The organism is Bacillus cereus group sp. BfR-BA-01379 (assembly GCF_022663605.1).
Lineage (GTDB): Bacteria > Bacillota > Bacilli > Bacillales > Bacillaceae_G > Bacillus_A > Bacillus_A mobilis.
The window spans coordinates 10,634-34,354 of record NZ_JAKUFT010000054.1 but is presented as its reverse complement, the minus strand read 5'-3'; the positions used below and the strand labels follow the sequence as shown (position 1 = coordinate 34,354).

Here is a 23,721-nt window from a genome sequence, read left to right as displayed (position 1 = left end):
TCAAGTCAAGTAACAGGTGGTTTAGGCACATTATCAGTAGGAGTAACCAAACTAGCAGATGGCTCAAATCAAGTAACAACGGGCCTTGGCAATCTAAATGGTGGCCTAAATCAAATGTCAACCGGCTCAACCCAGCTAATCGACGGCGTAAATAAACTAGCAGACGGATCCGGAAAAGTAACGGACGGCCTCGTAAAAGTAAATGATGGTTCCGGTGAACTTGCTGAGAAACTTGGCGAAGGAGCAGAGAAAACTGGTGAAGTGAAAGGGACGGATAAAACGTATGATATGTTTGCAAGTCCTGTAAAAGTGAAGACGGAGAAAATGGCGGAAGTTCCTAACTACGGAACTGGATTTACACCGTATTTCTTATCACTCGGTTTATTTGTTGGGGCGTTATTATTATCAATCGTTTATCCATTACGCGATACAGTTGGCGTTCCGAAATCTGGATTTAGTTGGTTTATTAGTAAGTTCGGCGTGTTACTATCAGTCGGTATTATTCAAGCGATTGTAGCAGATATTATATTACTATTCGGCTTAGGTGTAGAAGTACAAAGTATTCCGTATTTCATACTCTTTAGCATCGTTACAAGTTTAGCATTTATCGCATTAATTCAATGTTTAGTAACGGCATTTGGTGATGCAGGGCGTTTCATCGCCATCATCACATTAATTATTCAGCTTACAACAAGTGCGGGAACATTCCCACTAGAATTGATTCCGAAGTTTTTACAACCATTCAATGCTTGGTTACCGATGACATACTCTGTATCAGGATTGAAAGCAGTCGTATCAAGTGGAGACTTTAACTTCATGTGGCAAAACGTAGGAGTACTCATGATTTTCATCGTTGTATTATCACTTGGAACGATTGCGTCATTAACGTGGATGCACAAACGACAATTTAGAAATATTACGGAAAATCAATCGATTGAAGCATAGAAAAAAGCACCTTTTCGGTGCTTTTTTATTAGTTTTGTTTTATTGGTTGAGAAAGTTCATTTGTTTTTCTGTTTTTACGGAACAAGTATATCACGATACTTATAAGAATAATTGTAGCTACCATCCAAATAAATGGACCATATTTTTCAGCAAAAGTATATAGTTTCATATTACTAGCAATGTCCTCTTTTGTTTTTCCTATTAGAATTTCAGAACCACTATACCCTTCAAGGGTATCTCCCTTTTTTATGCCAAAAATAAGAGTGTCTGATTTGTTTTCTATTCCCGTATATCGGTATCCTTTACTTTTAATTGTTAATTGAGTATCATCCTTTTTTAGTGAGTAATCTTCGATGGAAATATCTTTTCCTGACAGTGTAATTGGTTCCATCGAAAAGCGGATTTCTTTTAATGCAGGAAGAACCTCATTATTTAGTAAGAGCTGCTTTGCAATATGTTGCTCTGTATCAATGTTTATCCAATTTGCTTTTCGTCGTTTATACGTATTAATTTCAAGGAGTGCGAATTCTTTATTTTGAAGTTTTTCCTCTGTAATAGGTTGCGCAGTAGTTAATGCCCCTTTTAATAAAATCACACCGTCTTTTGCAGATTGAAATGAAGAGACTTCTTTCGTTTCTTTTAATGTATTGATAGCACTTCTATAATCTTCTTTTCCTAAAAGAACAGCTCCTGTATGTACGGTTAAAATAAGATATAGAATGCTTAATACTATAATAGCTTTTTTCACTATGTACCCTCCAAAGTATGTATAAGTTAATTGTAACATAATTTACCATTTTTAATTTATTAATTTGAATAATAGGTTGCAAATGTAAAAGTGGTAAGTCAGTTTGAAGAAAGTGTGGATGATAGGAGTAAAAATGAAAAGGAATTCCATAATAGGAAACCAGAAGATACAAAGAAAATAGATAGTAGAATATATACGTCTGTCGTAGTAGCTTCATTATCGAATAAGAGAGGAAGCAGTGTTGAAGCACCTATGGTGAAAATAGCAAAAAAGATAATGAATAAGAAAAATTTATAAATTTTAGAGTGAAATATCATTTATAATAATTCTTCTTAATTTCACCATATCGCATGTGCAGTCTAAACGAAAGAAAAGGATTTACAACAATTTACAGAGAAAACTAGAATAGAGGAGTTGATATGATGAAAGGAAATCTTACTTATTATTTTATCTTAAATCCGCTAATCATCTTTCTTGTTTACGCCCTTTCACCAATCTTGTTTCATAAAGAAAAATATACAAATATGAAAGACGCACTAGGAATACTTTTAGTTTACTATGTGCTAATTAGCGGGTATTACCTTATGGATGTTGTAAGTAAAAGAATGAAGAAAAATAATAAGGACAAACAATAAAGTTGTATTATGTAAAAAACGATGGAGGACAACAAAATGACTGAAAGTGAAATGAAATTTCGTGATACAACCATTCGTAACTTTTTCGATAAAGAGGACCGCCTAAAATCGATTCCAGGTCAAAAGAAGAAAAAACTAGTATTGTTGGAGCATTTAATTAGCAAATTAAATGCTGAAAATCAATATACGGAAAAAGAAATGAATACATTCATAAAGCAATATCACGATGATTTTTGTACGATTAGACGCGAGTTTATTGTGCACGGGTTTATGGATCGAGAGGATAATATGTACCATGTAAACGGGAGAGAAGTTTGGACGAAGTGGGAGGAGTTAAAATAATGAACTAGAAGGGGAATCCTCACGTTATCTATTCTTCTTTGTAGTTTTTAGAAAAAGGTATGAGGTGATTCAGTGATACGGTTAGCAAAAGAGATTGATGCAGAAGCAATTATAAATATTAGAAAAGAAATTATATTATCGGAAACTACTACAAAGTTTTTTATAGTATCTCCAACTAAACTGCCCAATGATATTGATGCAGAAAAAGAAAAGATAGGGAAAGGCAATGAAAAGGGTAATCTTTACATAGTTTATGAAGTAGATAAAAAAGTGGTTGGTTTTTTAATTTTCAATCGATATGAATTAGACCGCTTACGACATGCAGGCACAATGGGAATGGGGATTAGAGAGGCGTACTGTAATCAAGGCATTGGTACGAAACTAATTGAATTTCTTATTAGTTGGGCTAAAGGACAGAAAGGTTTAGAGAAAATTTGCTTAGGTGTAGTTTCTATTAATAATAGGGCGATTAAGGTGTATAAACGTATGGGATTTGTAGAAGAAGGAAGACAAATAAAGCAAATTAAATATGAAGATGGATCTTATGGAGATGACGTATTGATGGGGCTTTATATTGAATAAAATACATATTATTTAGCAAATGTATATACGGTATGATATGTACATTTGCCCCCTACTGTAAACTTCTAAAAGTAGTATAAACTTTCCTCCTATTAACAGACTTTTCCCTATGTATAATATTAATATAGTAAAATCATAACAACCCATATTGCAGTTTCCAATAATATACTATATAATCAATTTAAGAAAACGTTTTCATGCAAAGGGGGAGAATTTCGTGTCGACTATAGAGGACGTGGCGAAATTAGCGGGGTTATCAAGGACAACGGTTTCTAGGGTGATTAATAATCATCCATATGTTTCAGATGAGAAGAAAAAAAGGGTTCAATTAGCAATGAAGCATTTAGGCTTCGTTCCTAATTCTGCGGCGAGAAGGCTTCGTAAACAAAAGACGGAAACAATTGCGGTGCTCGTTCCAAGGATTACAAATCCTTTCTTCAGTAGATTTATCGAAGCAATCGAGATTGCTGCTTCTGAACATAAATATAAACTGATTATTTGTCAAACAAGATATTTACCGGAAAAAGAGATGGAGTATTTACAATTATTATCTACGAAACAAGTAGATGGGATTATTCTATGTTCACTAGAAAATCCGTGGGAAGATGTAGAGCCATACTTACAGCACGGTCCAATCGTGTTATGTAATGAATATATTGAGGAAGCAAATGTTCCAACAGTGAAGTTTGATCATGCACAAGGAGCATACATAGCTGCTAAGCATGTGTTAGAACAAGGATATCGTAATCTTATTTTTTGTCGTGGTAACGAAACCAAAGTGGTTAGCCAACAGCGAAAAATGGGCTTTTTACGTGCCATCACGGAGAAGAGCCGCCAAGTAGAAGCGATCGATTTTCTTGAAAACGCTTTCTCTTGGGACGATGGAAAGAGAATATTCCATGAAGTATTAAAGGACAAAAAAAATCCTACCGCGATTTTGGCAGGAGGCGACGAGGTTGCAGCTGGAATTATTTCAGAGGCAAAACGCCATGACTGGAGCATTCCAGATGATCTCGCTGTTATCGGTTTTGATAATCAAATATTATCACAGATTACAGAGCCAGGTATTACGACAATTGAACAGCCAATCGATGAGATGGCCCGAAAAGTTGTCGACCTGATGATGGATAAAATCCATACGAAAAATTATCGACAAAAAGAATTGTATGAGTTTGAACTGGAGCTCTTGGTGAAAGGTTCAACGATGAAGAAAGATACGATGTTATTAGCCTAGTAGACTATGTCTGCTAGGTTTTTTTATGTTCATAAACTACTATTCTTCGTGAACGCAGTCATCACATTTGTTATGGTACGCTTCGTGCTGCTCATCAATTTCTTTCCCGCAGTGCGCACAAGTTTTCGTCGGTAAATTTCTGAAAAACTCCATTGGTTGATCGATCATGTCAATCCCTCCATTTCCATTTCTTACTATCATTGTATTAGTACAAAAAACAAAAGTCAACAACTGTTTTATAACAAAATTGAAAATTAATGAAAAAGTTTAGGAAATGGATTATAGTTAACAATGTAGGATGTAAGTGAAACATGCATTCCTACTCGGTTTTTAGAAAGGATGGATACATATGAAAATGACTGTTGTCGGCTTTTGGGGCGGCTTTCCAGAAGCGGGAGAAGCAACGTCGGGGTATTTGTTTGAACACGATGGTTTTCGTTTACTTGTAGACTGTGGTAGTGGTGTACTAGCACAGCTTCAAAAATATATAACACCGTCTGATATAGATGCAGTTGTACTTTCGCATTATCATCACGATCATGTTGCAGACATTGGGGTATTGCAATATGCGAGATTAATTACGAGTGCGACAAAGGGGCAACTACCGGAATTACCAATATACGGTCATACGTTTGACGAGAATGGATTCCATTCTTTAACACATGAACCACATACGAAAGGAATCGCATACAACCCAGAAGAAACACTTCAAGTTGGACCGTTCTCGATTTCATTCTTAAAAACTGTTCATCCTGTTACATGCTTTGCGATGCGTATTACAGCTGGTAGTGACGCTGTAGTATATAGCGCGGATTCCAGTTATATTCCTGAATTCATTCCATTCACAAAAGATGCTGATCTTTTCATTTGTGAGTGTAATATGTATGCACATCAAGAAGCGGCAAAAGCAGGACATATGAATAGTACAGAAGTAGCAAGTATTGCGAAAGATGCGAATGTAAAAGAACTTTTATTAACGCATTTACCGCATACAGGCAACACATCTGATTTAGTAACAGAAGCAAAACAAATTTTCAGTGGCCATATTACGCTAGCGCATAGTGGCTACGTATGGAACTCATGAGGTGATATGATGTTATTTATTGATAATAAAGGAATTACAGATCCTAGAATAAACTTAGCAATTGAAGAATATTGTGTGAAGAATTTAGATATTAACGAAACATATTTACTGTTCTACATTAACGAACCTTCCATTATCATTGGTAAAAACCAAAACACAGTAGAAGAAATTAATGCAGATTACGTAAAAGAAAAAGGTATTCATGTCGTTCGTCGTCTATCAGGCGGAGGCGCAGTATATCACGATTTAGGAAACTTAAACTTCAGCTTTATTACGAAAGATGATGGAGACAGTTTCAGCAACTTCAAAAAATTCACAGAGCCTGTAACGAAAGCTCTTGGTAAATTAGGCGTAAATGCAGAACTAAGTGGTCGTAACGACATTTTAGCTGAAGGTAGAAAAATTTCAGGTAACGCGCAGTTCTCAACGAAAGGTCGTATGTTCAGTCACGGTACGTTACTATTTGACTCTGAAATCGATCACGTCGTATCAGCGTTAAAAGTAAAAATGGATAAGATCCAATCAAAAGGAATCAAATCAATCCGTAGCCGCGTTGCGAATATTACAGAGTTTTTAAATGAAAAAATGACGACAGAAGAGTTTAGACAACTTCTTCTAGAAACAATTTTCGAAGGTGAAATAGACATTCCGATGTACGAATTAACAGAAAATGATTGGAAAGAAATCCATAAACTTTCTGAAGAACGTTATCAAAATTGGGATTGGAACTACGGAAAATCTCCAAAGTTCAACTTACAACATTCACACCGCTTCCCAGTTGGCCAAGTTGACGTTCGTCTTGAAGTGAAAAAAGGAACAGTAACAGAATGTAAAATTTACGGTGACTTCTTCGGCTCACTAGATGTACATGACATTGAAGAGCGTCTAACAGGTGTACAATTTGATAAAGATGCATTCACTGTAGCTTTAGAAGGCGTAGATATCGCACGTTACTTCGGTAATATTACAACAGAAGATTTCTTACATTTATTCTTCTAAAAATGAGGGAGGCTGCCGTAACTGGCAGCCTCTTTTTTTTGCGTAAATTTTCGGTAAGTCGATACAATTTCACTCACCATACAATCACAGGACATTTCCCCCTTATAAAGGAATATATATATATTTAAAAGGAGGCGGATCGAAATGAAAAGGGTAATGTACGTCGTATTACTACTCAGTTTCGTCATCGGAATGACAGCGTGTAACGATGAAACGTCCTCAAGTCGCACACTTTTATCTATTGGAAAACCAGCGAAAGATAATGTCATATATTTTACACATACAGATAACAGGCGAAAGATAGATGATATACGAACTATGTTTCAAAATAAGGAATGGAAAAGAAATGGAGCGTTTAGTACGGTGAATAAAACGCCAGATCTTGTCTTGTCGATAGACGAGGACAATAAAGGAATGCCAACGTTATATGTTACATTGTTCTTTCATGAAAATGGAGCGGATGCAATCAACTTGTATGGGGAGTATACGAGCTTGAATAAAGAGGAACTAGAAAAACTTAGTGAAAAGATGAGTGCATATTATCCTGAAATGATTTTAGCCTTCGTTTCATAATTTATTAACACAAGAAATTCCCGTATCCTTCCAAAGTGAATCAACAGGAGGTGATCGTTGTATATGCAATTAATGGAATATCACTTGCTACTTTAATTTTCTTTTAATATAATTAATTTAGAATTTTTAAATATTCTAAATTTTATAAAGGTGGGGTTTGTGTGAATCTCGTTCAATCTTTGGCTGAAACGGCGAAAAAGAAGGGGGATAAACCGGCTTATATATTTATGGATCAGTCGGTCTCGTATGACCAATTAAACAAAATGGTCACAAGGTTTTCTAGCAATTTAGCAGCGATGGGCATTGGAAAAGGGGACAATGTCGCATTAGTTGTTGGAAACTCACCACATTTTTTGGTCGGTTTATACGGAACAATGAAAGCTGGAGCAACTGTCATTCCGGTTAATCCAATTTATACAGCAGACGAAATGCATTACATTTTACAAAATGGAGATGTAAAAACAATCATCGTACTCGACGTCCTTCTACCTGTTATACAATCTCTTACAACAAGACTTCCTTCACTTGAAAACATCATCATATGCGAAACCTCATCAGATTTTAAACATACAGAAACCGAAAAAATGAAAACGTTTACGACAATGGTAGGGGCTGGAGATGTAACTTACGAAGGCCCAGAGTTAGATGAAGAAGATGTAGCCGTTATTCTATACACTTCAGGCACGACTGGAAAACCGAAAGGCGCTATGTTAACACATAAAAATTTATATAGTAATGCGAGCGATGTGGCGTCGTATTTACAATATACTGCCGATGATCGCGTCGTTGCCGCCTTACCGATGTTCCATGTATTTTGCTTAACAGTGGCGGTCAATGCGCCAATTGTGAACGGAGCGACTATTTTAATGTTACCGAAATTTAGTCCGAAAGAAGTATTCCGTATTTGTCGTACGTACGAACCGACGATTTTTGCTGGTGTACCGACGATGTACAATTATTTATATTTATTCGAAGAAGCAAGCGCAGAAGATGTGAAGACGCTTCGCCTTTGTATTTCAGGTGGTGCATCCATGCCTGTTGCTCTTCTGCAGAACTTTGAAAAACGTTTTGACGTTATCGTTTCAGAAGGATACGGTTTATCAGAAGCATCACCAGTTACTTGTTTTAACCCGTTAGATCGTCCGCGAAAACCTGGATCAATCGGTACAAATATTTGGCATGTAGAAAATAAAATTGTGAACGAACTTGGGGAAGAAGTACCTGTTGGTGCAGTTGGCGAATTAATTGTTCGCGGACCTAACGTTATGAAAGGATATTATAACGCGCCAGAAGATACAGCTGCGACATTGAAAGACGGCTGGCTGTATACAGGAGACTTAGCGAAAATGGATGAAGAAGGTTACTTCTATATCGTTGATCGTAAAAAAGATATCGTCTTAGTTGGCGGTTATAACGTATATCCTCGTGAAGTAGAGGAAGTATTATACACACACGAATCTGTAGCAGAAGTTGTCGTAATTGGCGTTCCTGATGAAAACTTAGGAGAAGCAGTGCGAGCTTACGTCGTTCTGAAACAAGCTCAAGTAACAGAAGAGGAGCTTATGCATTATTGCACGTTACATTTAGCAAAATATAAAGTGCCGGTGAGTATCGAGTTTTTAACAGAATTACCAAAGAATACGACGGGTAAATTGTTAAGAAGGGCGTTAAAAGAGAAAGCGATGCAAGTATAAAAATAGGGGCAACCATCTTTATGAAGGTGGTTGCCTTTGTATTTTTTAGCATTGGTTAAGCTATGGTGCCATATATTTAGACCGTAATATGACTAATAAGGAGGAGATATACGTGGAGCAAAAGGAATTACGTTTACGGAGAGTTCAATACCTTATTTGTGACATTATGGATGAAATGAACGCGGAAAGTGAAAAGAAAAACTTAGAAATACTGCAACAAGTCATTGATCATCTTTCAGGTGCGATAGGTGATTTAGTCGATCCATCAAGCTCGTATTCTATTGATTATTTGGAAAGAAAAGTTCATACGGCACATTATTTACTGTTTAAAAATGAGCGAAAGGCATATTTGTGCAGGAAATGATATTTTTTATTTGACATTGATAATCATTATCAATATGATGGTTATGTTGGGTATAATCATATAAAGAGAGAGGTCATGTTGATAATGATTAAGAAAAAATATGTTAATGCGTTCGTTATAGCAGCAACTTTAGCAGTTCCATTTAGTGGTATTATGGCACCGATTGCGAAAGCAGAAGCGGCAGTAGAAATGAAAGCAGCTAGCAAACTAGCAGATGGCACATATGACGTTATTTTAAAGACTTATAAAGATCAAACGAATGATACATCAGTTGCATCTACATATTTAAAAAATCCAAAAGTAACGATTCAAGGTGATAAAAAAATCGTTACGTTAACAGTTCAAGATAGTAGCTATTTTCAGTATCTTAGAGTAGAAGATCCAAATAAAATAGGGACATTCCATGATGTAAAAGTAATCTCCGAAGATAAAGCGAATAATGGCACAAAAGTTGTTCAATTTGAAATCGGTGAGTTCTCGAAAAAATATAATATGCAAATGCATATATTAATTCCAGCAATTAAATATGATCATAAATATCAACTACAGTTTGAAATTGATGCAAGTGCAATTGAACAGAAACCTAAATTCTCAGATGTACCGGCCTGGGCACAAGAATCAGTTCAATATTTAGTAGATAAAGAAGCTGTGCACGGTAAGCCAGACGGTACATTTGCTCCGGCTGAAAATATCGATCGTGGCTCAGCTGCGAAAATATTAGCAACTGTTTTAGGTTTAGAAATTAAGAAAGATGCAAAGCCATCATTCCCTGATGCACAAAATCACTGGGCTACACCATACATCGCAGCAGTTGAAAAAGCAGGTATTGTAAAAGGTGATGAGAAAGGTAACTTTAATCCAAGCGGGTTAATTAACCGTGCATCAATGGCTTCTATGCTAGTAAATGCATATAAATTAGAAAGAAATGAAAATATGAAACTACCAAAAGAATTTGCTGACTTAAACAATCATTGGGGTGCGAAATACGCCAATATTTTAATCCAAGAAAACATTTCAATTGGAACAGATAATGGCTGGGCTCCAGATAAAGCGGTAAGCCGTGCGGAAGCAGCGCAATTTATTGCGAAGACGGATAAGTTAAAGAAATAAATTGAAACTGTAATCAGTGAGGGACGATCCTCACTGATTTTTATTTAGGAAGAAAAAACAAAATCCAAGTTGACACATATGAATTACGGAATTAAAATGAAAAGAAATCGAATAAAATGCATTAGAAGCTAATCAGATAAACTGAAGGCGCACAATGTTCACTTTTGTGAATATATTGTGTGCCTTTTTCTATTATATAAACTAAGGGGGCTTAACAATGAAAAAGTGGGGTAAGACAGCGTTTATGAAAAGTACAGGTATTTTATTATCAGCAGTTGTGCTTTTATCAGGGTGTGGTTCGGCAACATCCACTAATAATTCTGAAGGAAGTGGAGATAAAAAAACAGTTGAGCTTTTAAATGTTTCGTATGATCCAACTAGGGAATTATATCAAGACTTCAATAAAGAATTTGCGAAGTATTGGAAAGAAAAAAATGGGCAAACGGTAAATGTAAAACAATCACATGGAGGATCTGGAAGTCAGGCACGTTCTGTTATTGATGGTTTAGAAGCCGATGTTGTTACGCTAGCGCTTGCTTATGATATTGATGCGATTAGCAAGAAGAAACAGTTAGCAGAAGACTGGCAAAAGCGATTTGCGGATAATTCAACTCCGTACACATCAACAATTGTATTTCTAGTGCGAAAGGGCAACCCGAAAGGAATTAAAGATTGGGATGATTTAACGAAAAAAGGTGTGTCTGTCATTACGCCAAATCCGAAAACATCAGGCGGAGCACGTTGGAACTATTTAGCGGCGTGGGGATACGCACTGAAAAAATATAATAACAGTGAAGATAAGGCGAAAGAATTTGTTGGGCAAATTTATAAAAACGTGGAAGTACTTGATTCAGGAGCACGCGGAGCAACGACAACATTTGTTGAAAAAGGAATTGGAGACGTATTAATCGCGTGGGAAAATGAAGCGTTGTTATCACAAAAAGAACTTGGAAAAGATAAATTTGAAATTGTAACACCGTCTATTAGTGTACTTGCGGAACCACCAGTAGCGGTTGTAGATAAAGTCGTTGATAAAAAAGGAACGAAAAAAGTAGCAGAAGGATACCTAGAATATTTGTACTCAGAAAAAGGGCAGGAAATTGCGGCGAAAAACTTTTATCGTCCTCGTAATGAAAAAGTAGCAGAAAAATACGCATCTCAATTTCCGAAGATTCAATTATTTACAGTAGATGAACTATTTGGTGGTTGGAAAAAGGCACAGGAAAAACACTTTAATGACGGCGGCGTATTCGATAAAATGTATCAAAAATAATGGGCGCTGCTAAAGGGGGATGAGGTGAAAGAAGATGAGAAAGAAACGTGTTTTACCAGGGTTTGGATTATCTCTTGGGTTTACAATGCTGTATATGAGTTTATTCGTACTTATACCACTTTCTATCGTATTTATTCAAACTTCACAGTTAGGTTGGAAGAAGTTTGCTGGGGTTATAACGAACGAGCGTGTGTTACATTCCTATCAAGTTAGCTTGACAACTTCATTTGCAGCGGCCGTTGTAAATGCCATTTTCGGTTTATTAATCGCTTGGGTACTCGTTCGCTACACATTTCCAGGGAAACGACTATTAGATGGACTCATTGATTTACCGTTTGCTCTGCCTACAGCTGTAGCTGGTATTACACTTACCACTTTATATGCGGAAAATGGCTGGATTGGAAAAATATTAAGTGTGTTTCATATAAAAGTAGCATTCACACAACTTGGAATAATCGTTGCGCTTACTTTTATCGGTTTACCATTTGTCGTTCGGATGGTGCAACCGGTACTTCAAAATATTGATAAAGAAATAGAAGAAGCGGCCTCGAGTTTAGGGGCATCACGCTTTCAAATATTTGTGAAAATCATTTTACCAGAAATCTTTCCGGCTCTTCTGGCGGGTTTTTCACTCGCATTTGCACGAGCATTAGGAGAGTACGGATCTGTCGTTTTCATCGCAGGGAATATGCCGATGAAAACAGAAATCGCACCACTGATGATTATGACAAAACTAGAACAATATGATTATGCGGGCGCAACAGCTGTAGCGACTGTAATGCTTATTATTTCTCTCCTTTTCCTTCTTCTTATCAATATGATTCAAAGCTGGAGTAGAAGGCATGAACTGAAAAGCGAATAGGAGGGGAGAATATGGAACCAACATTACTAGAAAAGAAAATAGTAAAAAGCAAATCACCTAAAAAAGAATCTAAGTTTGTACCAATTGTATTTATTACAATTACAGTTTTATTTTTATCTCTCTTTCTATTACTGCCGCTCATCACGATTTTTTTAAAGGCTTTTGAACGAGGGATTGATGTATACGTTGCAGCCGTAACAGATCAAGAAGCATTTTCGGCAATTCGGTTAACGCTTCTCGTTGCATGTATCGTCGTACCGCTTAATACGATATTCGGGATAGCAGCTGCATGGCTTATTACTAAATTTCAGTTTAAAGGAAAACAAATATTGCTTTCTCTTATTGAATTACCATTTGCTGTGTCACCAGTTATCGCAGGATTAGTATTCGTTTTACTTTTTACACCGAGGGCTGCTCTTGGCGGATGGTTACTCGAGCATGGGATCAAACTCATTTTCTCTGTCCCAGGCATTATTATCGCAACGATTTTTGTAACGTTTCCTTTTGTTGCACGTGAACTAATTCCGATTATGCAAGCGCAAGGGAAAAGTGAAGAAGAGGCAGCTCTATCACTTGGCGCAAGTGGCTGGAAAATGTTTTGGCGCGTTACACTTCCCAATATAAAATGGGGTCTTTTATACGGCATGATCCTATGTAATGCCCGTGCTATCGGTGAGTTCGGAGCAGTTTCTGTTGTATCAGGTCACGTACGCGGTGTTACGAATACGATGCCGCTTCACATTGAAATTTTGTACAATGAATATCAATTTTCAGCAGCGTTCGCTGTGGCGACTTTAATGTCACTCATCGCTGTTCTTACGCTCGTTATAAAAAACTGGATTGAATGGAGAATGGAAAAACGACAATAAGGGGGATTATGGTGAGTATTCAAATTCAAAATGTATCAAAACAATATGGTGCATTTCAGGCGTTAACAGACATTCATTTGGATATTCCAAAAGGCGAACTTGTCGCCTTATTAGGCCCGTCAGGTTCTGGGAAAACGACGTTATTACGAATTATTGCCGGATTAGAAGAGGCGGATGACGGTTCTATATCATTTGATGGGGAAGACTTAACGAGCATTCATGTGAAAAATCGACAAGTCGGCTTCGTCTTCCAGCATTATGCGCTCTTTAAACATATGAATGTATTTGAAAATGTCGCTTTCGGTTTAAAGGTAAGAAGGAAAAGCTTAAGACCGTCAGCAGCAGTAATAGAAGAAAAAGTAACAGAACTATTGAAACTAGTAAAAATGGATGGTTTCGCCAAACGTTACCCAGCGCAACTATCTGGCGGACAACGACAGCGTATCGCACTAGCGCGGGCACTTGCAGTTGAACCGAAAATTTTATTACTCGATGAGCCGTTCGGTGCACTTGATGCAAAAGTGAGAAAAGAATTACGAAGATGGCTCCGGAAACTACATGACGAATTTCAAATTACGAGCGTATTCGTAACACATGATCAAGAAGAAGCACTAGACGTTGCGGACCGCATCGTTGTCATGAATGAAGGCCGCATTGAACAAATGGGAACACCAGAAGAAGTATATGAAAATCCAGCAAGCCCGTTCGTGTATGACTTTTTAGGGAATGTAAATTTATTTCACGGCCGCGTCCATAAAGGTAAGCTGAATGTAGGGTCGGTGGAACTAGAAGCACCAGAGCATAAGCACGTTTCAAACGTAGACGGAGTAGCCTACGTAAGGCCGCATCACTTAGCCATCTCTCGTACGAAACAAAGCGTAGATGCAATCCCTGCAAAAGTATCATACTCTCACGCAGTTGGCCCTGTCGTATATGTAGAATTAAAACGAGACGGAACAGATGAGTATTTAGAAGCAGAAATTAGTAAAGAACAGTTCAAACAGCTCAGCATTCAATCAGGTGATGTTGTATACGTACAGCCGAAAGAAGTGAAGGTATTTATTCCAGAGGATTTTGTGATTTAATGGTAAGGTGCGGTTCCTGTATGAGTATGTATAGGGGCCGTATTTTTTGTTTTTGAGATATGGATTTTTAGAGGAAATAGGTAATGAAGAAAAGAAATTGAATGGCCTTGATTTCTTATGTTTCCACTATTTATTCATCGTAAACAAAATGGATATTACACCTAGTTAACGATATATTTAAACTCTACAATATTATAATTCATTTTGTCGAATTATGTAATACAAAATAGATAATTGTCGATAAAGTTTCGGAATTGTTATCTTTTTTGAAAATCTTACATTTTTTTAATTGAGTTTCATCCCATAATTCATTAGATTCTTAATTGTAAAAAATAAACCGATGCGAATCAGGGGTGAATGTATGGAAAAGAAGAAAGTTAAGACACGATGGTATAGGTACGTAATACAACTTATTGTAGTTGCATTAATTGTTACTTCTATACCACTGAATGGATTGGCGGAAACAGCACCACCGTTTACACCATCTCCAAATTCAGAACAAAGTCCGGAAGTGGAAAAGAAAGAGGAAACCGAGCTACCAGATCCACATCCAGATCAATTAAAGAAGGATAAGGCTAAAGCACAGGCGAGTCCGACTGAGATTGTAGAAGAAAGAACGGAAACAGAAAAAGTTTTCGATAATAATGATGGTACGTATACGAAAAAGGTATATACGGAACCGGTTCATGTTGAGAAAGATGGAAAGTTAGAAGAGGTTTCACCGAAATTAGTAGAAGCACCAAATGAAAAAATTGTAACAGAAAATACAACATTAGAACCAGAATTTGAAAAGGTAGCACAAGATGGAAAGTACGTTCAATTTAAAGTAAAAGATCATACGATTCAGTATAAATTAATGAGTGCAAATGGTGAAAAAGGTGAAGTGAAGCCGTCACCGGTCACTGCAACACATGAAAATAATACAGTCTGGTATAAAGGGATTTTCCCAAATATAGATTTAAAGAGTACGACGTTTAATGAAAATGTAAAAGAAGATTTTGTATTACGCGAGTATACAGGACATCATATTTTTACATTTGCATTAGAAACAGATTTAACACCGAATATACAGGAAGATGGTTCAATCGACTTCCAAAATGAGAAAAAAGAAAAAGTCTTCACATTACCGAAACCGTATATGAATGATTCAAATGTGGATCAACAATCAGGTGAGGCTGTAACGTCAGATGCGGTTCGTTACAATATTGAGAAGACAGCTGAAAAAACATATACATTAACTGTTACTGCAGACCCGCAGTGGTTACAAGCACCAGAGCGAAAATATCCGGTATATGTAGATCCTTCTGTTGAACTAGGTAATTTTGAAAATGCATACGTTGCAAGTACATCTGCTAGTGTCAATTATTCAGGAGGAAAACTTTGGGATTCCGGTCAAAATGCTTACACATTAAAAGTTGGGTATTATGACGGGGCAACTGGAACAAACTTTGCATTTGTTAAACCGAATGTTTCAAATTTAAATGGTGCAAAGATTGAAAGTGCAACATTCCATGCCTATGCAGTTTGGCATTATTATGCGAATCAGCCAAATGGTGTTTGGTTAGATGAAGTTACAGGTAGCTGGAATGTTGGCGGAGTGAACTGGAATAATAAACCGAACTCTGCAAATATTGCGCATGCTGATGTAACAAGAGGACAATGGGCAAAATTTAACGTAACAAATACAGTAAAAGCATGGGTGGAAGGGACAAAACAAAATAACGGCTTTAAGCTACATGCAAACGGAAATGGACAAAACCATTGGAAGAAATTTATTGCAGCTGAAAACGGAGCAAATGCACCGTACTTAGAAGTGAAGTATTCGTACGCAAAACCGAATACACCGAGAGTACAAGCTTACTCGAATGGGAGTGGAAGTGGTTCAGGTCACTTTAATGTACAATGGGATCCAGTTCCAGGAGCAAAAGGATATAAGGTGGCCATTTTTAACGGATATGACTATGAATATATTCCTGTTGGGAATGTGACAAATTGGACAACGAAAGATAAAAAAATATTCCCGACGCCAGAAGAGATTGCACAAGGACGCTACGGGATACATGATGATGGAAAAGGGGCAGAGGCACCTACTAACCCAGGACAAATATATAAAAATGCTTATCAAGCAGGAGGTCCATACGGAGATTATAGTGGCAGAAGTAGCTACTGGATTCGTATCGTGGCAGAGTATCCATTTGGTGATAGCCCACTTTCGGATGGAGTCGTTCCATTTATTCCGTTAGAACAAGTGAAAAAACCAGATGGTTCAGCATATATGAATGCGACAGATAAGGAAACGGGGTATGTCACATTAAAGTGGGATGCGGTCCCAGCGGCATCCGGCTATAAAGTTTGGGTATATAACGGAAAAGATTATGAAGCGTTTGATGTAGGAGATAAGACTAACTGGACAACGCAAAACGAGAAAATTTGGCCAACAAAAGATGAAATCGCAAAAGGTCAATATTTACTTCATCATGATAAAAAAGGAACAGAATTAGCATTAGATCCATCACCTGTATATAAGAATTCTGGTGGAATCTATGCTGGTTTTAAAAATTATTGGTTCCGTGTAACGGCATATAGTAAGGCTGGACACCCTGAAAGTGAAATTTCGCATGAATTTGTCCCTAAATTCTCCCAAGATTTTGGATTTATGGGTATGTTTGATTATTGGGCATCTATTAATGTGTTAAATGGAAAAGTAAATGCCTCTAATGGAAACTTTTTAATGCAAGAAAGTGATATAGCACTTTCAGGTCGGGGACCAGGTGTATCTGTAGTAAGGGTTTATAATAGCCAGAGTACCCAAGTCGGATTGTTTGGTAAAGGATGGTATAGTAGTCTAGAAGGAAAGGTATGGCGTGATGCAGGAAATAATTTAATTTTACTTTCCGAAAATGGCGCCAATATTATATTTACGAGAACAGGTGAGGGAACCTATCAAGCGCCTATAGGCGTGTATTTAGACATAAAGGAAACAACACAAGGATATGAAATAAAAGATAAAGAACAAACGGTTACTTTTTACTCCAAAGCAGGAAATTCGGGACGAATTGAATATATAAAAGATAAGTACGGCAATACAACAACATATTCGTATGATAGCGAATCTCGTTTATCAAAAGTAAAAAACGCTTCTGGTAAAGAATTATTCGTACAATATGATGGGAGTAATAAAAAAGCTGCAAGAGTAATCGGTCCAGACAACAAGACGATTACATTTAAGTATGATGGAGATTTACTCGTTTCTTCGACAACACCAGAAGGAAAAGCATATAAATATGGATATGATAACGGATTACTAACATCTATTTATGATCCACAACATACAGATGTAAAGCCATATAAAACATCGTATGCATATGAGAATAATAGATTAGTAAAAGTAACGGATCCATTAGGGAAAGCTACAACATTAGCATATAATACAGGTTCAAAAGAAGTTACATTAACGAATCCAAAGGGACGTAAGACTGTTTATACGTATAACGATGCTGGAAATCCAGTGAAAACAGTTGAAGATGTGGGACGTCTGAATTTAACGACATCGTATGAATATAATGCAAACAATTTAGTAAAAACAACAACTCCTAAAAATCAAACAGAAACAGCAACCTATGATGGTAATGGGAATGTAACTTCTGTTACTGATGAAATGGGAACAGAGAAGTTTGAGTACAATAAAGATAATGGGATTGTTAAAGCGACAGATAATGAGAATCGTGAAACAACAGTTGCTTATAAGGCTGCAAATACAGAAGTATCTGAAACAGACCAAGCGGCTCATACGTCTTCTTTCACACAGCATGATCAATTCGGCAATCCGGTTGAAACAAGTAAAGAATTAAGTACCGGCGAAAATTTAATTCAAAACCCAAGTTTTGAGGCAAATATAACGGATAAATGGTCAAAAGTAGATACGAATAATACTGGTTCTATAGCAAAAGATGCAACACCGGCACCAGGTGCCCTTGGCGGAGAATCTTCATTAAAACTTACAACAGAAGCAACAAATGATGGTTGGGGCTATATTGGAGTTATGCAAGAGGTGGCGGTAGAGCCAAATACGACTTATACATTAAGTGGTATGGTAAAAACAAATTTAGCAGCGGGATCAGCTATCTTTAATGTAAAGTCATTAAATGAAAAGCGTGAAGGAATAGATAAGGGTTGGCACGATACACGTCATAATAGAGTTGAAGGAAAACGAGACTGGGTCAATCGTCAAATTACGTTTAAAACGACAGAACAAACAAGGACAATACAGATTTATTTACAAGCAGAAAATGATGGTTCTTCGACAAGTGGCTCTGTCTGGTTTGATAAGATGCAACTTGAAAAAGGAGAGGTCTCTTCTAGTTTTAATCCGATTGAAAATAGCAGTGTAGAGAATATGACGGAGAAAGGTTGTATTCCAGGGTGGATTCGAGGTAATGGATCAAGTTGTGATCCGAAAGACACTTCCCATAAGGAAAGCTTTACAGGAGATTCGTCTATTGTATTAGAACGTAGCCAATATGGCGGTTCAGATGTAGGTTATGGTACGCATATACATTTAAATCAGAAAAAAGCAGAAACAATTACATTAACAGGGATGTCTAAATCTGAGAATGTAGAAAATACTGCACCAGATAAACTCTCACGAGATTATTCTATTTGGGCAGATGTGTATTATCAAGATGGTAGTGGTACGAACTATCAGGCGAAATTCCCAAGTGGTACAAATGATTGGAATCGTAGTGCGGTTGTCATTCCTGCTACTAAACCAATTAAACGTATGGAAGTCTACCTTCTATTTAGAAGAGAGAATAAAGGAAAAGTTTGGTTCGATAATATTCGTTTACTAGAAGGTAACGCCCTTATTAAAAACGAGTACGATAACGACGGAAATGTTGTTGCCACGTATGATGAAGAAGGTCAGAAAAACACTTTCACATACGATGCATCAGGAAATAAAAAGAACGAAACAGATGAAAAAGGAAATACAAAACTATATGATTACAACAAAGATAATCTATTAACAAAGGTTACATTAAAAAATGGTACTTCTGTAAATTATCTGTATGATCATAATGGAAATACAACAGAGAAATCTGTCATGTTTGGTGGTAAAACACAAACAACTAAATATGAATACGATGTAGGTAATAAAAATACAGTTTATATCGATGCATTAAACCGTCGTATTGAACATACGTATGATGAAAATGCAAAAAAGATTAAGACAAAAATGCCAAATGGTTCAATTTTAGAATCTGTATATGATACAGCGGACCGTGTCGTTGGTGAAAAGCGCAATGGCAAAGATTCATTTACATTCGAACTTAATCCGAATGGACAAGTTACGAAAATAAAAGATCTTGTCAATGGTGTAGAACGTTCGAAAACATACGATAAGGCTGACCGTGTCACAAATGCAACAGATAGCCGAGGCGGAAAAATTGACTGGACATACCATGACAAAGCAAACAGTAAGACAGAGAAATTAAAAGAACAAACAGTAACGCAAGGTGGATACACAAATAAAGTATCGTATGACTACAACACGTTAGATCAAAACATACGTGTAACAGACGGTTCTCAAACGTATCGATTTGATTATGACGATCAAGGAAATGTTCGTACGTATACAGCTGGCAACGGTTCCGGTTCTACTTTTAACTATGATTATACGAACAAAATTACAAATCTAGTGATTGGTACATCGGGTCAGACTATTTTCTCTGAACGCTATGAATATGATCAATCAGGTAATCGTACTGTAGTCAAACACGAGTCTCCAAAAAGTGGGTTAGTAACGAAGACTCAGTATGAGTATGATGCGAGTAATCAGCTGACGAAAGAGATTTTCCCGTTATTAAGAGGAGAAAAAACATATACATATGACGGTTTTGGTAACCGTACATCTGTAGCAACAAAGCGACTTAACAAAACGACAACAATTGAAGCGCAATTTAATGACGGAAATCAACTTGTTAAGTTCGGAGATGAATCTCTGACGTATGATGCGAATGGAAATCGTACATCGGATGGAAAGTACAAGTATACATGGAATGAAAATGACCAAATTGTAGCTATCACAAAACAAGGTGAGAGTAATGCATTCACAACTTATAAGTATGATGAGGAAAATCGTCGTATTGAAAAGAATGTAAATGGTCAAGTAACACGTTATTTCTATGATGGAGATAGTATTAATCCTTTGTATGAAACAGATGGAAGTGGAACTGTACTGCGCCAATATGTATACTCTATAGATGGCGCACGTTTGGCAATGAAATCACAAGGTCAAACGCTATACTATCACTATAACCCTCGTGGTGACGTTGTTGCGATGACGAATCAAAACAAAGAAGTTGTAGCAACGTATGAATATGATTCGTGGGGTAACGTAGTAAAGAGTGATACGAAAGGTATCGCCGCAGATAATCCGTTTGGATATGCGGGATACATGTATGATAAAGAAATTGGCATGTATTACTTGATTGCGAGATATTATAATCCAGAGCACGGGGTATTTTTATCAGCAGATCCAGAACCTGGTGATGAAGATGATCCAATTACGCAGAATGGATATACGTATGCAGATAATAATCCAATTACATTAATTGATGACGATGGAAATAAGGCTAAGAAAAGCTCAGGAAATAAAAATACAGGAAATAAAAATACAGGAAAGAAAAATAATACAGGAAACAAAAGTAAGGCTAAGCAACCTACCATAAGAAATGGACATCTAGCTGGAAAAAAACATCCGGTTTCAGGTATTACATTCGATAAAAAGGGATTTCCAATATTTCGAAGTAAATTTAATATGACACTACCGAGAAGTTTATGGGGGGCAAGTAATCCGACGCAATTCAAATATTTAAATAAAGCAGCAGCTAAGCAACTAATAGCGAATAAACAAAACATCTTTTTTGCAAGTGATATAAAACGGATGCAAAAAGGAGATAATCCAGTCGGCCATACGTGGCATCACCATCAAACGCCAGGATTAATGCAATTAGTCAATACTGTGGTACATCGACAAACTGGTCATACTGGAGGTAGGGCATTATGGGGAAAATAAAAGAAGGATTTAATATTAAACTGGAATATTTTAATGAAGACGAGTTGGAAATGTTAAGAGGTAAAATAATTTTCCTCTTAGATGAAAAAATCATTTATGAAGAAGAGACTGATATTATAGAGCCCTTAATACATTTTTTTGATGAGTGGGTAAATCTTTTAAAGTATAACGAGGGTACATTATTCTTGGATAACTATGAGAAGACCTTACATTTTATTCAACAAGAAAATATGATTAATATTAGTAGTAGTAAAGAAATTATTTCAGTTGAAAGAGTACAGTTTTTTAATGTTGTATTTGATTTTTGTAAGGAACATATAGAGAAATTAATTAGTAAAGTACCAGGACATTTTAATTTGAATGCCGCTTATAAGCAGATAATTGATCTAGAAAAGCTCGATGAGGACTTCATTACTACTGGAAACTTGAATGTTTATCGGAAATATTCAAGTGAAAGTCGTTATGAAATAAGCTGGAGTGATCTGAAAAATGAAAGAAATATAGAAATTCTTCCTCAATTCTCAAGAGACAACGACTTTTTATATGTTGGAAATGGACCAGCGAATAAGTTTAGTAAAATAGACATATTGAATAAAAAAACACTTTGGACTGAGCATCTCAACTTTGTTGAGAGTGGAATTGTATTTTGTCAACAAGATGATAAGGTTTTTGTAGGAGATATTAGTAGAGAAGAGGAAAAGTCAAAACTTGTGTGCATGTCTGCAAAAGATGGAAAGAAATTATGGGAGTTAGAGTTGGAAGGAGAAATAAAAGGGGTTTATTTCCTACCAAATAATGTATTAGAAGTAATGGTTGTGATGGATTATGGTTTGAACATCATATTAGATATTGAAACAGGAAAAGAGAAACAGACTGTATATACTGGAATTGGTGGAGAAAATTTGAAGGTGCGACTGTTTTCTGATTATTATGTTCTAATAGGAGAATGTTATGAAGAAGGGGAACTAATAGATCCTTATATAGTTTGTATGACAGCTGTTGACTTAAATAGTAATATTTTATGGCGAGAAAATATTGATTGTCGCCCCAATACTCCCACATATTTAGAAAATCATACGGCTTTAATAGTGGGAGAGGAGAGTATTCAAAGGTGGGATTTGAAAAAAGAATCACCAGAATTAATCTTAGAGATAGATATTGAAGAAGAGGATTATTTATATGTGGTAGCTGATAACTTAAAAATAGGTTTGGTTAGACATATATATGATATGGACGATGTAGTAACACGGAAAACATGCCTTCAATTTTTTGGAGTAGATGATGGCAAGGAAATATATGAATGCTTATTACCAGGTGAAATAAAACTTGAACCTAACTTAGTTGATAATATGTGTGTTGTAGTTATGGATAATGGAAAAGTCTATTGTATAGATTTAGTACATAACCAAATTAAGTGGGAAACAAGATTTGCGCATGATGTGATAAGATCTCCGAGATATGTGGAGGATAAGATCTATATGTCTTCACATGAACTTGAAGTAAAATGCTTAGACATAAAATCTGGTAAGGTAGAATTCACATTATATTTACCAAAGTTTATTTTGGAGTCTGATTCCATACATGAGGTAATTAAAACAAATAACTTATTGTATTTTACTTGTATTAGTGGAAATGTGTTTGAAGTACGAGAAAGATAACAAGGTATTTACAAATAAAAAACGATGTGAACTAATATCTATCAGCAAGAGTAAGCATTAAATTCTTAATGGGTGTCTTGAAATCAGGAGTAAGTTCAAAATCAAACATTTAACAAGATGATGCCCATAAATGATGTTTTTATAAATTCACTTTTTGAATGCGATCAAGAAATGGCGTATGAGCTAGCAGCCTTTTCCATTGAATATTTAGATGATGGCACCAGGTGAGAAAAGTGATGTATTTATGGCTGTTATGTTACCACATATAGATAAGGTAAAGGGAAAAAGGAAGAGCTAACGTAAGCTCTTCCTTTTTTGTATGCAATAAATTTGAATTCAGATAAATAGACTTAATTTTTATGTGACAGGTGGCTTTCAAGTGTATTGAAAGGTTTCAGGTTGTTAATAAATAATAAAAGTTCAGTGACGAGCTTTGAATAATTTTTGGGGTTATTTCCTTGTTAAACCATTATTTAATCATAATAAATTAAATATATATTACACCTGATTAACTATGTATTTTAACTATGTAATATTATAATTCATTTTGTCGAATTATGTAATACAAAATAGATAATTGTCGATAAAG

20 protein-coding genes are annotated in these 23,721 nt (G+C 36.1%); 18 read left to right on the top strand and 2 right to left on the bottom strand.

Features of this window, described 5'->3' with window-relative positions; genetic code table 11:
• On the top strand, nt 1-945 hold a 945-nt coding region (locus tag MR113_RS19070), incomplete at its 5' end, for a YhgE/Pip family protein (RefSeq protein WP_242256202.1).
• 28 nt (nt 946-973) lie between these two features.
• On the opposite strand, the gene MR113_RS19065 is transcribed toward MR113_RS19070, so the two are convergent.
• Nucleotides 974-1,732 carry a hypothetical protein gene (locus MR113_RS19065; protein WP_242256200.1) on the bottom strand — a complete coding sequence of 253 codons (759 nt, stop codon included), beginning with the start codon at nt 1,730-1,732 and terminating at the stop codon, nt 974-976.
• A gap of 380 nt (nt 1,733-2,112) precedes the next feature.
• Between MR113_RS19065 and MR113_RS19060 the strand changes: the two genes are divergently transcribed.
• The 4 genes from MR113_RS19060 to MR113_RS19045 all read left to right on the top strand — a co-directional run bounded on the left by MR113_RS19060 (nt 2,113) and on the right by MR113_RS19045 (nt 4,486).
• A complete protein-coding gene (locus MR113_RS19060; protein WP_098320049.1) occupies nt 2,113-2,328 on the top strand; it encodes a hypothetical protein in 216 nt (71 codons plus the stop codon).
• Between the two features lie 36 nt (nt 2,329-2,364).
• Nucleotides 2,365-2,670: a DUF2087 domain-containing protein gene (locus tag MR113_RS19055; protein WP_137035092.1), complete on the top strand. Its 306-nt coding sequence runs from the start codon at nt 2,365-2,367 to the stop codon at nt 2,668-2,670.
• A gap of 72 nt (nt 2,671-2,742) precedes the next feature.
• Nucleotides 2,743-3,252, top strand: coding sequence for a GNAT family N-acetyltransferase (locus tag MR113_RS19050; protein ID WP_242256198.1), 510 nt, complete (start codon nt 2,743-2,745; stop codon nt 3,250-3,252).
• Nucleotides 3,253-3,469: 217 nt separating this feature from the next.
• Nucleotides 3,470-4,486, top strand: a complete 1,017-nt coding sequence (locus MR113_RS19045; RefSeq protein WP_000103724.1) for a LacI family DNA-binding transcriptional regulator — start codon at nt 3,470-3,472, stop codon at nt 4,484-4,486.
• Between the two features lie 39 nt (nt 4,487-4,525).
• Here MR113_RS19045 and yhfH read toward each other — a convergent pair whose 3' ends face one another.
• On the bottom strand, nt 4,526-4,654 hold the full coding sequence (gene yhfH, locus MR113_RS19040; RefSeq protein WP_000567010.1) for a protein YhfH: 129 nt from the start codon (nt 4,652-4,654) through the stop codon (nt 4,526-4,528).
• Between the two features lie 181 nt (nt 4,655-4,835).
• Between yhfH and MR113_RS19035 the strand changes: the two genes are divergently transcribed.
• From MR113_RS19035 to MR113_RS18980, 13 genes are all read left to right on the top strand, one after another.
• Nucleotides 4,836-5,570, top strand: coding sequence for an MBL fold metallo-hydrolase (locus MR113_RS19035; RefSeq protein WP_073517613.1), 735 nt, complete (start codon nt 4,836-4,838; stop codon nt 5,568-5,570).
• Nucleotides 5,571-5,579: 9 nt separating this feature from the next.
• A complete protein-coding gene (locus tag MR113_RS19030; protein WP_242256196.1) occupies nt 5,580-6,569 on the top strand; it encodes a lipoate--protein ligase in 990 nt (329 codons plus the stop codon).
• Nucleotides 6,570-6,713: 144 nt separating this feature from the next.
• Complete coding sequence (locus MR113_RS19025; RefSeq protein ID WP_242256194.1) at nt 6,714-7,142, top strand: hypothetical protein; 429 nt, start codon at nt 6,714-6,716, stop codon at nt 7,140-7,142.
• A 161-nt stretch (nt 7,143-7,303) separates the two neighbouring features.
• Nucleotides 7,304-8,836, top strand: coding sequence for a fatty acid--CoA ligase family protein (locus MR113_RS19020; protein WP_242256191.1), 1,533 nt, complete (start codon nt 7,304-7,306; stop codon nt 8,834-8,836).
• A 112-nt stretch (nt 8,837-8,948) separates the two neighbouring features.
• Nucleotides 8,949-9,200, top strand: a complete 252-nt coding sequence (locus tag MR113_RS19015) for a hypothetical protein (protein WP_000435468.1) — start codon at nt 8,949-8,951, stop codon at nt 9,198-9,200.
• Nucleotides 9,201-9,284: 84 nt separating this feature from the next.
• The gene (locus MR113_RS19010; protein WP_144649893.1) at nt 9,285-10,310 is read left to right on the top strand and encodes an S-layer homology domain-containing protein; all 1,026 of its coding nucleotides are present in this window, start codon (nt 9,285-9,287) and stop codon (nt 10,308-10,310) included.
• A gap of 217 nt (nt 10,311-10,527) precedes the next feature.
• A complete protein-coding gene (locus tag MR113_RS19005) occupies nt 10,528-11,583 on the top strand; it encodes a sulfate ABC transporter substrate-binding protein (RefSeq protein WP_242256189.1) in 1,056 nt (351 codons plus the stop codon).
• A 34-nt stretch (nt 11,584-11,617) separates the two neighbouring features.
• Nucleotides 11,618-12,445, top strand: coding sequence for a sulfate ABC transporter permease subunit CysT (gene cysT / locus MR113_RS19000; RefSeq protein ID WP_073517609.1), 828 nt, complete (start codon nt 11,618-11,620; stop codon nt 12,443-12,445).
• Between the two features lie 11 nt (nt 12,446-12,456).
• Complete coding sequence (cysW, locus tag MR113_RS18995) at nt 12,457-13,314, top strand: sulfate ABC transporter permease subunit CysW (protein ID WP_242256188.1); 858 nt, start codon at nt 12,457-12,459, stop codon at nt 13,312-13,314.
• 11 nt (nt 13,315-13,325) lie between these two features.
• Complete coding sequence (locus MR113_RS18990; protein WP_242256186.1) at nt 13,326-14,399, top strand: sulfate/molybdate ABC transporter ATP-binding protein; 1,074 nt, start codon at nt 13,326-13,328, stop codon at nt 14,397-14,399.
• Between the two features lie 46 nt (nt 14,400-14,445).
• Nucleotides 14,446-14,568, top strand: coding sequence for a hypothetical protein (locus tag MR113_RS28385; protein WP_277929740.1), 123 nt, complete (start codon nt 14,446-14,448; stop codon nt 14,566-14,568).
• Nucleotides 14,569-14,760: 192 nt separating this feature from the next.
• Nucleotides 14,761-21,474, top strand: a complete 6,714-nt coding sequence (locus tag MR113_RS18985) for a DNRLRE domain-containing protein (RefSeq protein WP_242256185.1) — start codon at nt 14,761-14,763, stop codon at nt 21,472-21,474.
• Nucleotides 21,462-23,132: an outer membrane protein assembly factor BamB family protein gene (locus tag MR113_RS18980; RefSeq protein WP_242256183.1), complete on the top strand. Its 1,671-nt coding sequence runs from the start codon at nt 21,462-21,464 to the stop codon at nt 23,130-23,132. The genes MR113_RS18985 and MR113_RS18980 overlap by 13 nt, the downstream gene beginning before the upstream one ends.
• Nucleotides 23,133-23,721 lie beyond the last annotated feature (589 nt).

Excerpts from the sequence above, each read along its gene's own strand:
- yhfH (WP_000567010.1), bottom strand. The coding sequence starts at position 4,654 with ATGATCGATCAACCAATGGAGTTTTTCAGAAATTTACCGACGAAAACT.
- cysT (WP_073517609.1), top strand. The coding sequence starts at position 11,618 with ATGAGAAAGAAACGTGTTTTACCAGGGTTTGGATTATCTCTTGGGTTT.
- MR113_RS18985 (WP_242256185.1), top strand. The coding sequence starts at position 14,761 with ATGGAAAAGAAGAAAGTTAAGACACGATGGTATAGGTACGTAATACAA.
- MR113_RS19030 (WP_242256196.1), top strand. The coding sequence starts at position 5,580 with ATGTTATTTATTGATAATAAAGGAATTACAGATCCTAGAATAAACTTA.
- MR113_RS19065 (WP_242256200.1), bottom strand. The coding sequence starts at position 1,732 with ATGTTACAATTAACTTATACATACTTTGGAGGGTACATAGTGAAAAAA.
- MR113_RS19060 (WP_098320049.1), top strand. The coding sequence starts at position 2,113 with ATGATGAAAGGAAATCTTACTTATTATTTTATCTTAAATCCGCTAATC.
- cysW (WP_242256188.1), top strand. The coding sequence starts at position 12,457 with ATGGAACCAACATTACTAGAAAAGAAAATAGTAAAAAGCAAATCACCT.
- MR113_RS19035 (WP_073517613.1), top strand. The coding sequence starts at position 4,836 with ATGAAAATGACTGTTGTCGGCTTTTGGGGCGGCTTTCCAGAAGCGGGA.
- MR113_RS19025 (WP_242256194.1), top strand. The coding sequence starts at position 6,714 with ATGAAAAGGGTAATGTACGTCGTATTACTACTCAGTTTCGTCATCGGA.
- MR113_RS18980 (WP_242256183.1), top strand. The coding sequence starts at position 21,462 with ATGGGGAAAATAAAAGAAGGATTTAATATTAAACTGGAATATTTTAAT.
- MR113_RS19010 (WP_144649893.1), top strand. The coding sequence starts at position 9,285 with ATGATTAAGAAAAAATATGTTAATGCGTTCGTTATAGCAGCAACTTTA.
- MR113_RS19055 (WP_137035092.1), top strand. The coding sequence starts at position 2,365 with ATGACTGAAAGTGAAATGAAATTTCGTGATACAACCATTCGTAACTTT.
- MR113_RS19005 (WP_242256189.1), top strand. The coding sequence starts at position 10,528 with ATGAAAAAGTGGGGTAAGACAGCGTTTATGAAAAGTACAGGTATTTTA.